Here is a 14541-nt window from a genome sequence, read left to right as displayed (position 1 = left end):
GCTGCGGCATGCCGCACATCGTCGCACGCCACCGCCACTACCTCCGAACGGCCCCACCGGCGTGCCGGACCGGCCCCCTTGAGGACACGTGTCCGGCACGCGCGCGTGCGGTGTGTTCTCAGCGGCCCGCGCTGTCCACCACCGCGGCCCACTCGTCCAGCAGTGCCTGTGCGGAGGCGTCGTCGGGGCCCTCCGCCCACAGATGGGTGACCGCCTCCGCGGGGTCGGGCAGGACCATCACCCAGCGCCCGTCGGTCTCGACCACCCGCACCCCGTCCGTGGTGTCCACGAACCGGTCTCCGGCCGCCTCGACGACCCGCCGCATCACCAGGCCCTTGACCGCCCACGGCGTGGCCAGATCACGCTTGAGGACGTGGGCCCGCGGGATCCGCGCGTCGATCTGGCTCAGCGTGAGCTGCGTGCGCGCGACCAGCCCGATCAGCCGCACGAAGGCCGCCGTGCCGTCGTACACACTGCTGAACTCGGGGACGATGAAGCCGCCCTTGCCGTCTCCGCCGAAGATCGCGCCTTCCTCGCCCCCCACCCGCGTCAGGTCGTCCGGGGAGGTGGTCGTCCACTCGACCTGCGTGCCGTGGTACGCGGCGACCTGCTCGGCGATCCTGGTGGTGGTCACCGGGAGCGCCACCCGGCCGCTGCGCCGCTCGGCCGCGATCAGGTCGAGCATCACCAGCAGCGCCCGGTCGTCCTCGATGATGCGGCCCTTCTCGTCGACGAGCGACAGCCGTTCACCGACGGGGTCGAACCGCACGCCGAACGCGGCCCGCGAGGACGCCACGATCTCCCCGAGGCGCACCAGACCCGAGCGCCGCATGTCGGCCGACTCGGTGGGCCTGGCCTCGTCGAGACCGGGATTGATCGTCAGGGAGTCGACGCCGAGCTTCCCGAGCAGGCTCGGCAGCACCAGCCCCGCGCTGCCGTTGGAGGCGTCGACGACCACCTTGAGCCCGGACTCCGCGATGCCGGTGATGTCGACGTTGCGCAGCAGGGACCCGGTGTAGGAGTCGAACACACTGGACGGGAAGTGCAGGTCCCCGATCTCGCCCGGGAACGCCCGCCGGTACTCCTGGCGCGCGAACACCCGGTCCAGCTTCCGCTGACTGCCCTGCGACAGGTCGGCGCCCTGACCGTCGAAGAACATGATGTCGACGGAGTCCGGCACTCCCAGGGTGGTCCGGATCATGATGCCGCCGGCACTGCCCCGCGCGGTCTGCTGCCGCGCCACGGGCAGGGGCACGTTCTCCAGGTCGCGTACGTCGATGGCGCTGGCCTGCAGCGCGGAGATCACCGCCCGCTTCAGCGCACGGGCGCCACGGGAGTGGTCACGGGCCGTGGTGACGGTGGACCCCTTCTTCAGGGTCGTCGCGTACGCACCGGCCAGCCGCACGGCCAGCTCCGGCGTGATCTCCACGTTCAGGATGCCGGAGACCCCGCGCGCACCGAAGAGATGCGCCTGCCCGCGGGACTCCCAGATCACCGAGGTGTTGACGAACGCGCCCGCCTCGATGGTCTTGAACGGGTAGACCCGCACATTGCCCTGGATGATCGATTCTTCACCGACCAGGCATTCGTCGCCGATGACCGCGCCGTCCTCGATCCGCGCGGCGCGCATGATGTCGGTGTTCTTGCCGACCACACAGCCCCGCAGATTGCTGTGCGGTCCGACGTACACGTTGTCGGCGACCACGGCCTTGTGCAGGAAGGCGCCGCTCTTGACGACGACGTTTGACCCGATCACGGTGTGCTCGCGGATCTCCGCGCCGGCCTCGACCTTCGCGTAGTCGCCGACGTACAGGGGCCCGCGCAGCACCGCGTCGGGATGCACCTCCGCACCCTCGGCCACCCAGACGCCGGGCGAGATCTCGAAGCCGTCGATGTCGACGTCGACCTTGCGTTCCAGAACGTCGGCCTGGGCCTTCACATAGCTCTCGTGGGTACCGACGTCCTCCCAGTAGCCCTCGGCGACATAGCCGTAGATGGGCTTGCCTTCCTTCATCAACTGCGGGAAGACGTCACCGGACCAGTCCACGGGCACATCGGGGTCGACATAGTTGAAGACCTCGGGCTCCATGACGTAGATCCCGGTGTTCACGGTGTCGGAGAAGACCTGGCCCCAGGTCGGCTTCTCCAGGAAGCGCTCGACCTTGCCCTCTTCGTCGACGATGGTGATGCCGAATTCCAGCGGGTTGGGCACGCGCGTCAGACACACGGTGACGAGCGAGCCCTTTTCCTTGTGGAAGTTGATCAGGTCGGTGAGGTCGAAGTCGGTCAGGGCATCGCCGGAAATGACGAGGAAGGCATCGTCCTTCAATGCCTCCTCGGCGTTCTTGACGCTTCCGGCGGTACCGAGTGGCTTCTCCTCGTTGGCATAGGTGAGCTCCATTCCGAGCTCCTCGCCGTCACCGAAGTAGTTCTTGACCAGTGAGGCCAGGAACTGGACGGTCACGACGGTCTCATTGAGCCCATGCCTTTTGAGCAGCCGAAGTACGTGCTCCATGATCGGCCGGTTGACCACCGGCAGGAGCGGCTTGGGCATGCTCGAGGTCATGGGACGAAGGCGTGTGCCTTCGCCTCCAGCCATCACGACGGCCTTCATGTCGGAAGCGTCCTCCTCTGAGAGACGGTTTAGCCGACTTCACCCGTCCAGGGTCCCGCACTTTTCCAGCGCGGGCCATCCGGCCACCGGGACCGCACAATCAGCGAGTTCAATCGGCTGCGACGTCCGCACGAACCAGGCGGCGGACCTGCACCACGTAGAGAACACCTGCCCACCAATACAGGGTTGTACCCCATCCGGCGAACGCCCATCCGAAGACGGCGGCGAGTGACGCGATCCATCCGCTGCCGTCACTCAGCAGAAGCAGCGGGAAGGCGTACATGAGGTTGAAGGTGGCGGCCTTGCCCAGGAAGTTCACCTGCGGCGGAGGATAGCCGTGCCGCCGGAGGATGCCCACCATCACCAGCAGCATCGCTTCCCTGGCAAGCAGTACAAGGGTCAACCAGAGCGGGAGAATCTCGCGCCAGGTGAGACCCACCAGCGTGGAGAGGATATAGAGCCGGTCGGCCGCCGGGTCCAGCAGCCGGCCAAGGCTGCTGATCTGATTCCAACGCCGTGCGAGCTTTCCGTCCAGGTAGTCGCTGACCCCGCTCAGGGCCAGCACCAACAGCGCCCAGCCGTCGCTCTGCGGGCCGCCGAACTCGGGCCGCAGGATGAGCCACAGGAACAGTGGCACGCCGGCCAGGCGCGCCATGCTGAGGATGTTCGGGATGGTGAGGACCCGGTCGGTCTGCACGCGGGTCTCCTGGACCTCCACGCGGGGGCCTCCTGGGGGAAACGAGCCAATGATGCTCACTGACCTTACCTCAACGCAAAAAAGCTCTGGCTCTCGGGCTGCATGCCCAAGAGCCAGAGCTCTAAAAGGAGTTCGGCGGCGTCCTACTCTCCCACAGGGTCCCCCCTGCAGTACCATCGGCGCTGTAAGGCTTAGCTTCCGGGTTCGAAATGTAACCGGGCGTTTCCCCTACGCTATGACCACCGAAACACTATGAAACAGACAATCAACCGGGTGACCAACACAGTCTGATTGTTCGTGGTTTCAGAACCAACACAGTGGACGCGAGCAACTGAGGACAAGCCCTCGGCCTATTAGTACCGGTCACCTCCACACCTCACGGTGCTTCCAGATCCGGCCTATCAACCCAGTCGTCTACTGGGAGCCTTAACCCCTCAAGGGGGTGGGAGTCCTCATCTCGAAGCAGGCTTCCCGCTTAGATGCTTTCAGCGGTTATCCCTCCCGAACGTAGCCAACCAGCCATGCCCTTGGCAGAACAACTGGCACACCAGAGGTTCGTCCGTCCCGGTCCTCTCGTACTAGGGACAGCCCTTCTCAAGACTCCTACGCGCACAGCGGATAGGGACCGAACTGTCTCACGACGTTCTAAACCCAGCTCGCGTACCGCTTTAATGGGCGAACAGCCCAACCCTTGGGACCGACTCCAGCCCCAGGATGCGACGAGCCGACATCGAGGTGCCAAACCATCCCGTCGATATGGACTCTTGGGGAAGATCAGCCTGTTATCCCCGGGGTACCTTTTATCCGTTGAGCGACGGCGCTTCCACAAGCCACCGCCGGATCACTAGTCCCGACTTTCGTCCCTGCTCGACCCGTCGGTCTCACAGTCAAGCTCCCTTGTGCACTTACACTCAACACCTGATTGCCAACCAGGCTGAGGGAACCTTTGGGCGCCTCCGTTACTCTTTAGGAGGCAACCGCCCCAGTTAAACTACCCATCAGACACTGTCCCTGATCCGGATCACGGACCCAGGTTAGACATCCAGCACGACCAGACTGGTATTTCAACGACGACTCCACCCACACTGGCGTGCGAGCTTCAAAGTCTCCCAGCTATCCTACACAAGCCGAACCGAACACCAATATCAAACTGTAGTAAAGGTCCCGGGGTCTTTCCGTCCTGCTGCGCGAAACGAGCATCTTTACTCGTAGTGCAATTTCACCGGGCCTATGGTTGAGACAGTCGAGAAGTCGTTACGCCATTCGTGCAGGTCGGAACTTACCCGACAAGGAATTTCGCTACCTTAGGATGGTTATAGTTACCACCGCCGTTTACTGGCGCTTAAGTTCTCAGCTTCGCCCCACCGAAATGGAGCTAACCGGTCCCCTTAACGTTCCAGCACCGGGCAGGCGTCAGTCCGTATACATCGCCTTACGGCTTCGCACGGACCTGTGTTTTTAGTAAACAGTCGCTTCTCGCTGGTCTCTGCGGCCACCCCCAGCTCACGGAGTAAATCCGGTCACCGGGTGTGGCCCCCCTTCTCCCGAAGTTACGGGGGCATTTTGCCGAGTTCCTTAACCATAGTTCACCCGAACGCCTCGGTATTCTCTACCTGACCACCTGAGTCGGTTTAGGGTACGGGCCGCCATGAAACTCGCTAGAGGCTTTTCTCGACAGCATAGGATCATCCACTTCACCACAATCGGCTCGGCATCAGGTCTCAGCCTTGTGTGCGACGGATTTACCTACCGCACGGCCTACACCCTTACCCCGGGACAACCACCGCCCGGGATGGACTACCTTCCTGCGTCACCCCATCACTCACCTACTAACCGCTTGGTTCGGCGGCTCCACCACTCCCCTCAACTCCGAAGAGATCAGGGCGGCTTCACGGCCTTAGCATCACGATGCTCGATGTTTGACGCTTCACAGCGGGTACCGGAATATCAACCGGTTATCCATCGACTACGCCTGTCGGCCTCGCCTTAGGTCCCGACTTACCCTGGGCAGATCAGCTTGACCCAGGAACCCTTAGTCAATCGGCGCAAACGTTTCTCACGTTTGTATCGCTACTCATGCCTGCATTCTCACTCGTGAACCGTCCACAACTCGCTTCCGCGGCTGCTTCACCCGGCACACGACGCTCCCCTACCCATCACAGCTGAGCGTTGGCCGTATTGCTGCAATGACACGACTTCGGCGGTACGCTTGAGCCCCGCTACATTGTCGGCGCGGAATCACTAGACCAGTGAGCTATTACGCACTCTTTCAAGGGTGGCTGCTTCTAAGCCAACCTCCTGGTTGTCTGTGCGACTCCACATCCTTTCCCACTTAGCGTACGCTTAGGGGCCTTAGTCGATGCTCTGGGCTGTTTCCCTCTCGACCATGGAGCTTATCCCCCACAGTCTCACTGCCGCGCTCTCACTTACCGGCATTCGGAGTTTGGCTAAGGTCAGTAACCCGGTAGGGCCCATCGCCTATCCAGTGCTCTACCTCCGGCAAGAAACACACGACGCTGCACCTAAATGCATTTCGGGGAGAACCAGCTATCACGGAGTTTGATTGGCCTTTCACCCCTAACCACAGGTCATCCCCCAGGTTTTCAACCCTGGTGGGTTCGGTCCTCCACGACCTCTTACAGCCGCTTCAACCTGCCCATGGCTAGATCACTCCGCTTCGGGTCTTGAGCGTGCTACTGAACCGCCCTGTTCGGACTCGCTTTCGCTACGGCTTCCCCACCCGGGTTAACCTCGCAACACACCGCAAACTCGCAGGCTCATTCTTCAAAAGGCACGCAGTCACGAGATACGTGCAAGCACGTATCCGACGCTCCCACGGCTTGTAGGCACACGGTTTCAGGTACTATTTCACTCCGCTCCCGCGGTACTTTTCACCATTCCCTCACGGTACTATCCGCTATCGGTCACCAGGGAATATTTAGGCTTAGCGGGTGGTCCCGCCAGATTCACACGGGATTTCTCGGGCCCCGTGCTACTTGGGTGTCTCTCAAACGAGCCGCTGACGTTTCGACTACGGGGGTCTTACCCTCTACGCCGGACCTTTCGCATGTCCTTCGCCTACATCAACGGTTTCTGACTCGTCTCACGGCCGGCAGACCGTAAAAGAGAGATCCCACAACCCCGCACACGCAACCCCTGCCGGGTCTCACACGTATACGGTTTAGCCTCATCCGGTTTCGCTCGCCACTACTCCCGGAATCACGGTTGTTTTCTCCTCCTGCGGGTACTGAGATGTTTCACTTCCCCGCGTTCCCTCCACACTGCCTATGTGTTCAGCAGCGGGTGACAGCCCATGACGACTGCCGGGTTTCCCCATTCGGACACCCCCGGATCAAAGCCTGGTTGACGACTCCCCGGGGCCTATCGTGGCCTCCCACGTCCTTCATCGGTTCCTGGTGCCAAGGCATCCACCGTGCGCCCTTAAAAACTTGGCCACAGATGCTCGCGTCCACTGTGCAGTTCTCAAACAACGACCAACCACCCATCACCCCGGGAAAAACTCCCGAGTGCACTGGGGCCGGCAACTGAAGGCGACCTCACGGCCGTACCCTCAGACACCCAACAGCGTGCCCGACACGAGTCCCTCTTTGAAGTCACGTTCCACGCCGAAGCAGTACTAGTGATCCATCAAGAAGACCGTGCCGAGTAGTCAACGTTCCACCCATGAGCAACCGTGCAGGACATTTGCCTGCAGTCGGCTATGTGCTCCTTAGAAAGGAGGTGATCCAGCCGCACCTTCCGGTACGGCTACCTTGTTACGACTTCGTCCCAATCGCCAGTCCCACCTTCGACAGCTCCCTCCCACAAGGGGTTGGGCCACCGGCTTCGGGTGTTACCGACTTTCGTGACGTGACGGGCGGTGTGTACAAGGCCCGGGAACGTATTCACCGCAGCAATGCTGATCTGCGATTACTAGCGACTCCGACTTCATGGGGTCGAGTTGCAGACCCCAATCCGAACTGAGACCGGCTTTTTGAGATTCGCTCCACCTTGCGGTATCGCATCTCATTGTACCGGCCATTGTAGCACGTGTGCAGCCCAAGACATAAGGGGCATGATGACTTGACGTCGTCCCCACCTTCCTCCGAGTTGACCCCGGCGGTCTCCCGTGAGTCCCCAACACCCCGAAGGGCTTGCTGGCAACACGGGACAAGGGTTGCGCTCGTTGCGGGACTTAACCCAACATCTCACGACACGAGCTGACGACAGCCATGCACCACCTGTACACCGACCACAAGGGGGGCACCATCTCTGATGCTTTCCGGTGTATGTCAAGCCTTGGTAAGGTTCTTCGCGTTGCGTCGAATTAAGCCACATGCTCCGCCGCTTGTGCGGGCCCCCGTCAATTCCTTTGAGTTTTAGCCTTGCGGCCGTACTCCCCAGGCGGGGCACTTAATGCGTTAGCTGCGGCACGGACAACGTGGAATGTTGCCCACACCTAGTGCCCACCGTTTACGGCGTGGACTACCAGGGTATCTAATCCTGTTCGCTCCCCACGCTTTCGCTCCTCAGCGTCAGTATCGGCCCAGAGATCCGCCTTCGCCACCGGTGTTCCTCCTGATATCTGCGCATTTCACCGCTACACCAGGAATTCCGATCTCCCCTACCGAACTCTAGCCTGCCCGTATCGACTGCAGACCCGGGGTTAAGCCCCGGGCTTTCACAACCGACGTGACAAGCCGCCTACGAGCTCTTTACGCCCAATAATTCCGGACAACGCTTGCGCCCTACGTATTACCGCGGCTGCTGGCACGTAGTTAGCTTAGCGCTTCTTCTGCAGGTACCGTCACTTTCGCTTCTTCCCTGCTGAAAGAGGTTTACAACCCGAAGGCCGTCATCCCTCACGCGGCGTCGCTGCATCAGGCTTTCGCCCATTGTGCAATATTCCCCACTGCTGCCTCCCGTAGGAGTCTGGGCCGTGTCTCAGTCCCAGTGTGGCCGGTCGCCCTCTCAGGCCGGCTACCCGTCGTCGCCTTGGTGAGCCATTACCTCACCAACAAGCTGATAGGCCGCGGGCTCATCCTGCACCGCCGGAGCTTTCGACCCTCGCAGATGCCTGCGAGGGTCAGTATCCGGTATTAGACCCCGTTTCCAGGGCTTGTCCCAGAGTGCAGGGCAGATTGCCCACGTGTTACTCACCCGTTCGCCACTAATCCCCACCGAAGTGGTTCATCGTTCGACTTGCATGTGTTAAGCACGCCGCCAGCGTTCGTCCTGAGCCAGGATCAAACTCTCCGTGAATGCTTTACATCACGGGAGCGGAACAGTCGGAGGAATAATCCGACCGTTCACAGCGTCCTCGCTGTTGTGTTACTTCAAAGGAACCTCAACCCGATCAGGAATCCGATCAGGTCGGGGTATCAACATATCTGGCGTTGACTTTTGGCACGCTGTTGAGTTCTCAAGGAACGGACGCTTCCTTTGTACTCACCCAAGAGACTCTCTCGGGCTTTCCTCCGGGCGCTTCCCTTCGGTGTTTCCAACACTATCAGGCTTTCCCGATGCTCTTGACCACCGTCCTGCGGGCATGCAGAAGGCGATCCAGCGATAGGATCTGATGAGTTGGATGCTGCCGAGGCGAGGACACCTTGCTACGCATCGCTCAACCCCAGGCAGGAGTAACGACTGTACACGGGGCCGTGGAACGGGTGCAAATCCGTGAGGAGTGTGGTCTAGACCTCTAATCGGAACACTCATGCGGAACCGGTACTTCCTATGACATACCCTGCTGCTCAGTGTGCCGTCCGGGACAAGACAGTGACGGCCCGTACAGATCCCCGCCCTGGGAGGCTTCCCATGACCACCGTCTCGTCCCCGCTCGCAGGACGCGCCATCGGACTGGCCGCCGTGCCCGATCCCGTCTTCTCCGGGGCCATGGTCGGCCCGGGCACCGCCATCGACCCCGTGCGGGAGCCCTCCGAGGCGGTCGCTCCGGTCGACGGCGTCATCGTTTCCCTGCACCCCCACGCCTTCGTCGTCGTCGACGAGAGCGGGCACGGCGTGCTGACCCATCTCGGCATCGACACCGTGCAGCTCAACGGCGAGGGCTTCGAGCTGCTCGTGAACAAGGGCGACACCGTCGTACGGGGTCAGGGCGTGGTGCGCTGGGACCCGGCCGCGGTCGAGGCCGCGGGCAAGTCGCCGGTCTGCCCGATCGTGGCCCTGGAGGCCACCGCCGAGGCGCTCACGGACCTCCGTGAGGACGGCGACGTGAAGGCCGGCGAGAGTCTCTTCCTCTGGAAGTGACGTCCGTGCCGTCGCACGGCGGCATCGACTGCTGGTAGGACAACCACCGCGGCGGCGGGACCCGCCGCACTATCGGGACGGGTGAGATGGAGACAACGCTGCGAGGCGTCGGTGTGAGCCACGGTGTGGCGATCGGCGAGGTTCGGCACATGGGGACGGCGGTCCTGGAACCGCCGGCGAAGCAGATTCCGGCCGAGGACGCGGAGCGTGAGCAGGGGCGCGCCCGCAAGGCGGTGGAAGCTGTGGCGGCCGACCTGATGGCGCGCGGCAACCTGGCCGGGGGCGAGGCGCAGGCCGTGCTCGAGGCGCAGGCCATGATGGCCCAGGACCCGGAACTGCTGGCCGACGTCGAGCGGCGGATCACCGTCGGGAGCACGGCCGAGCGTGCCGTGTACGACGCCTTCGCCGCCTACCGGGCCCTGCTGGCCGGTGCCGGCGAGTACCTGGCCGGCCGCGTGGCGGACCTCGACGACGTGCGGAATCGTATCGTCGCCCGTCTGCTCGGGGTCCCGATGCCGGGCGTTCCGGACAGCGACGAGCCCTACGTCCTCATCGCGCGGGACCTGGCGCCTGCCGACACCGCGCTGCTCGATCCGACGCTCGTCCTGGGCTTCGTCACCGAGGAGGGCGGGCCGACCAGCCACAGCGCGATTCTCGCGCGGGCGCTCGGCGTGCCCGCCGTCGTGGCCCTGCCGGGCGCCGGTGAGATTCCCGAGGGCACCGTCGTGGCGGTGGACGGAAGCACCGGTGAGATCTTCGTGAACCCCGCTGAGGAGAAGAAGGCACGGCTGGCGGCCGAGGCCGCCGAGCGCAAGGCCGCGCTGGCCGCCGCCACGGGTCCCGGTGCGACCTCGGACGGTCACAAGGTGCCGCTGCTGGCGAACATCGGTGGTCCCGCCGACGTGCCCGCGGCGGTCGAGGCCGGCGCCGAGGGTGTCGGCCTGTTCCGGACCGAGTTCCTCTTCCTCGACGACAGCGCGAACGCCCCGTCGGAGGAGAAGCAGATCACCGCCTACCGCCAGGTGCTGGAGGCGTTCCCGGAAGGCCGGGTCGTCGTGCGGGTGCTGGACGCCGGCGCCGACAAGCCGCTGGACTTCCTCACCCCGGGCGACGAGCCGAACCCCGCGCTCGGCGTGCGCGGTCTGCGGACGCTGCTCGACCACCCGGACGTGCTGCGGACGCAGCTGACCGCGCTGGCGAAGGCGGCGGAGGGGCTGCCGGTCTATCTCGAGGTCATGGCACCGATGGTGGCGGACCGGGCGGATGCCAAGGCGTTCGCCGACGCCTGCCGCGAGGCCGGGCTGCGGGCGAAGTTCGGCGCGATGGTGGAGATCCCGTCGGCCGCGCTGCGGGCGCGCTCGGTGCTGCAGGAGGTGGAGTTCCTGTCGCTGGGGACGAACGACCTCGCGCAGTACACCTTCGCCGCCGACCGTCAGGTGGGCGCGGTGTCGCGGCTGCAGGACCCGTGGCAGCCGGCTCTGCTCGACCTGGTCGCGCTGTCGGCCGAGGCGGCGAAGGCCGAGGGCAAGAGCTGCGGTGTCTGTGGCGAGGCCGCTTCGGATCCGCTGCTGGCGTGTGTGCTGACCGGTCTGGGTGTCACCTCCCTGTCCATGGGTGCGGCGTCGCTGCCTTACGTGCGGGCGACGCTGGCCAAGTTCACGCTGGCGCAGTGCGAGCGGGCCGCGGCCGCCGCCCGGGCGGCGGACAGCGCCGAGGAGGCGCGGAACGCCGCGCAGGCGGTGCTGTCCGGCGAGTAGGGCCGGGTGCGGCCTGCTGCTCGGGCTGTGGTGCGGGGCGTTCCACCTTCGGGTGGGGCGCCCCGCCCGCGTTCAGTGGTGGTGACCCGGTGGGAGCCGGTCGTCTCCGAGGTCGGGAGGTGCGCAGTAGTCGACGTTGGATTCCGGGGAGATGAGGTCGCCGGACTCGACGTCGGTGCAGTAGGCGTCGAAGACCTGGGCGGCGGTGAGGGGTTCGAGGCCGTATCCGCGCAGGCTCCAGCCGTGGATGCGGTCGGGGCCGCCCGGGGCGCTGATCCGCATGACGAGTCCGCCGGGGCTGTGCGTCGCCAGGCCGAGAGCGAGGACGCTGGTGAACTCCAGGGCCTCGGCCTCGTCGATGTGCGGGGTGCCGTCGGTCTCCTCGTCGACGAGGAGGACGGAGACGAGGGTCTCCTCCGGATGGCCGGAGACGCTGCAGACCAGGTGCCGGCTGCCCGGTGGTGCCGTTTCGAGGACGCGGCGCAGGAGTCCGGAGGCCCGGGTGAAGGCGGCGCGGCCGAGGTCCTCCCCGCAGGTGGCGCAGTCGCCGAGGCGGGCGAGGAGGGTCGACGTGTACTCCCAGGTGGCCTGGCGGACGGCTTCGTCGACGAGGGCCGGGAGCAGGTCGGTGAGGGGCTGGCCCTCGTAGGGCACGGTGGGGCCGTGGGCGGCGAGTTCTGCGGTGAAGCGGGCGCGGCTGGCGGAGGCGTCGGCTTCGAGGCCCGCCGCCGTGCAGAAGTCCGCGTACTCCTCCGGGTCGAAGAGCGCGACCGTGGTGTGGGTGCCCTGTGCCGCGCGGGTCCTGAGCAGGGATTCCACCTGGCGTAGGTAGACGGTGTGGTCGTGGAAGGTGAAGCTGCGGTAGCGCCGCATGGCGCGGAAGTCGTGTTCGTCGGCGAGCAGGCCGATGGTGCCCGCGATCTCGCGGCGCAGGACCCGTCGCATGGTGTGGTCGGTCTGGTTGGTTTGCGCCATTTCTTCCCCCTGTGCACGGTCGATCAATGCTCACTCACAGTAATCGGCGGCACTGACAACGGGGCCGGGCGGGCGCGGGGAGCCGGCCGCCGTGCGGGGCGGCCGGCTTGTCGGTGTGCTGGTCAGGAGCGCTTGCGAGCGAGTTCCTCGTAGAAGTGGAGCAGGTCGAGGTTGTCGATGGAGCCGGGGTTGACGGCCTTGTCGAGCGGGGTGCCCTGGAGGAGGCGCTTGACCGGGACCTCGATGCGTTTGCCGGTGAGGGTGTGCGGGATGCCGGGGACCTCAATGACCTCGTCGGGGACGTGGCGCGGGGAGAGGTTGGCGCGGATGGTCCGCTTGATGCGGTCGAGGAGGGCGTCGTCGAGGGCGGCGCCGGGGGCCAGGTGCACGAACAGCGGCATCCAGTAGCCGCCGTCGGGCTGTTCGATGCCGATGACGAGGGATTCCCTGATCTCGGGGAGTCGCTCGACGGCTTCGTAGATGTCGGCCGAGCCCATGCGGACGCCCTGCCGGTTGAGGGTGGAGTCGGAGCGGCCGTGGATGACGACGGAGCCGCGGGAGGTGAGGGTGATCCAGTCGCCGTGCCGCCAGACGCCGGGGTAGGTGTCGAAGTAGCTGTCGTGGTAGCGGCTGCCGTCGGGGTCGTTCCAGAAGCGGATCGGCATCGAGGGCATGGGGTTGGTGACGACCAGCTCGCCGACCTCGTCGGTGAGGAGGTTGCCGCTCGGGTCCCAGGACTGGAGGTCGGTGCCGAGGCCGGGCGCCTGGAGTTCGCCGATGTGGACCGGGAGGGTGGGGACGGCGCCCGCGAAGCAGGAGCACACGTCGGTGCCGCCGCTGACGGAGGCGATCCACAGCTCGGAGCCGTTCGCGGCGAATTCGTCGTGCAGCCAGCGGAAGCCGTCGGGCGGGAGCGGGGAGCCGGTGGTGGCGACGCACTGGATCGCTGAGAGGTCCAGGTCGCGGGCCGGGTGGACGTCGGCCTTGCGGCAGGCCATGACGTAGGCGGCGGAGGTGCCGAAGAGGGTGGCGCGGGTGCGTTCCGCGATGCGCCACTGGGCGTCGGTGGCGGGGAAGCCGGGGCTGCCGTCGTAGAGGACGATCGTGGTGCCGGTGAGCAGGCCGGAGACGAGGAAGTTCCACATCATCCAGCCGGTCGAGGTGTACCAGAAGAAGCGGTCCCCGGGGCCGAGGTCGCAGTGCAGGCCGAGTTGTTTGAGGTGCTCGACGAGGATGCCGCCCTGGGACTGGACGATGGCCTTGGGCAGGCCGGTGGTGCCGGAGGAGTAGAGCACCCACAGGGGGTGGTCGAAGGGCACCTGCTCGTACACGGGCTCGGCGTCCGCGGCGGTGAGGGTCTCCCAGGCCAGCGCGCCGTCCGGGGCCTCGGTGCCGAGGAGCGGGATGTGGATCACCGCGCGGAGGGTGGGCAGTTCCCGGCGGAGTTCGGCGACGGTGTCGCGGCGGTCGTGTTCCTTGCCCCCGTAGCGGTAGCCGTCGACGGTGAACAGGACGACGGGTTCGACCTGCTGGAAGCGGTCCAGGACGCTGCGGGCGCCGAAGTCGGGCGCGCAGGAGGTCCAGACGCCGCCCACGGCGGCCGTGGCGAGCAGGGCGACCACGGCCTGCGGGATGTTGGGGAGATAGCCGCTGACGCGGTCGCCGGGGCGTACGCCGAGGGCGCGAAGTTCGGCGGCGAGGGAGGCGACCTGGCGGCGCAGCTCTGCCCAGGTGACGGGGGCCGGTTCGTGGGTCTCGTCGACGTACAGGAGGGCGGGTTCGTCCGGGCGGGTGCCCGCCGCGCGCAGGGCGTGTTCGGCGTAGTTCAGCGTGGCGCCCGGGAACCACTGGGCGCCGGGCATGGTCCGGTCGCCGAGCACGCGCGCGTAGGGGGTGGAGAAGCGGACGTCGAACCACTCCGTGACGGCTTTCCAGAAGGTGTCCAGCTCGTCGACGGACCAGCGGTGCAGGGCGGCGTATCCGCCCTCGGCGGGGGCTCCGTGGTGCTCGGCCGCCCAGGCCTGGAACCTGGTGATGCGTGCCTGGGTGATGCGTTGCGCATCTGGCTGCCAGAGCGGCTGTGGGTTCTCGGTCGGCATGGGGCGGCTCCCGGACTGTGCGCGTCGTGTGCGTCCTCCGCGCACGGGCTGGGGTGTGCGCGTGACGCGGCTGACAGGGACGATGCCATGTGATCGACTTCCGCACCAGGGCGCGCCCCACATAGTCGGTGA

General features: G+C 65.3%; 6 protein-coding genes and 3 rRNA genes. 2 read left to right on the top strand and 7 right to left on the bottom strand.

What is annotated here, in order from left to right; genetic code table 11:
• Nucleotides 1-118: 118 nt before the first annotated feature.
• The 5 genes from Sru02f_RS12120 to Sru02f_RS12100 all read right to left on the bottom strand — a co-directional run bounded on the left by Sru02f_RS12120 (nt 119) and on the right by Sru02f_RS12100 (nt 8573).
• On the bottom strand, nt 119-2614 hold the full coding sequence (locus Sru02f_RS12120; RefSeq protein ID WP_011027759.1) for a mannose-1-phosphate guanyltransferase: 2496 nt from the start codon (nt 2612-2614) through the stop codon (nt 119-121).
• Between the two features lie 109 nt (nt 2615-2723).
• Nucleotides 2724-3332 (bottom strand): CDP-alcohol phosphatidyltransferase family protein, encoded by a 609-nt coding sequence (locus tag Sru02f_RS12115; RefSeq protein ID WP_007388195.1) that lies wholly within the window; start codon nt 3330-3332, stop codon nt 2724-2726.
• A gap of 109 nt (nt 3333-3441) precedes the next feature.
• Nucleotides 3442-3558, bottom strand: a 5S ribosomal RNA gene (gene rrf, locus Sru02f_RS12110).
• An 86-nt stretch (nt 3559-3644) separates the two neighbouring features.
• A 23S ribosomal RNA gene (locus Sru02f_RS12105) occupies nt 3645-6766 on the bottom strand.
• 279 nt (nt 6767-7045) lie between these two features.
• Nucleotides 7046-8573, bottom strand: a 16S ribosomal RNA gene (locus Sru02f_RS12100).
• The 16S, 23S and 5S rRNA genes sit together here, the layout of an rRNA operon.
• A gap of 555 nt (nt 8574-9128) precedes the next feature.
• Here Sru02f_RS12100 and Sru02f_RS12095 point away from each other — a divergent pair.
• Together Sru02f_RS12095 and ptsP are read left to right on the top strand one after the other, a co-directional pair.
• A complete protein-coding gene (locus Sru02f_RS12095; protein ID WP_104635706.1) occupies nt 9129-9578 on the top strand; it encodes a PTS sugar transporter subunit IIA in 450 nt (149 codons plus the stop codon).
• An 86-nt stretch (nt 9579-9664) separates the two neighbouring features.
• Complete coding sequence (gene ptsP, locus Sru02f_RS12090) at nt 9665-11335, top strand: phosphoenolpyruvate--protein phosphotransferase (protein ID WP_109034101.1); 1671 nt, start codon at nt 9665-9667, stop codon at nt 11333-11335.
• A 72-nt stretch (nt 11336-11407) separates the two neighbouring features.
• Here ptsP and Sru02f_RS12085 read toward each other — a convergent pair whose 3' ends face one another.
• Nucleotides 11408-12310, bottom strand: a complete 903-nt coding sequence (locus tag Sru02f_RS12085) for a hypothetical protein (RefSeq protein WP_109034099.1) — start codon at nt 12308-12310, stop codon at nt 11408-11410.
• Nucleotides 12311-12432: 122 nt separating this feature from the next.
• A complete protein-coding gene (locus Sru02f_RS12080) occupies nt 12433-14409 on the bottom strand; it encodes an acetoacetate--CoA ligase (protein ID WP_109034097.1) in 1977 nt (658 codons plus the stop codon).
• Between the last annotated feature and the right edge of the window lie 132 nt (nt 14410-14541).

It is taken from the genome of Streptomyces rubrogriseus (genome assembly GCF_027947575.1).
GTDB classification, from domain to species: domain Bacteria; phylum Actinomycetota; class Actinomycetes; order Streptomycetales; family Streptomycetaceae; genus Streptomyces; species Streptomyces rubrogriseus.
The sequence above is the reverse complement of the archived record's forward strand: the minus strand, read 5'-3'. Positions and strand labels throughout refer to the sequence as shown.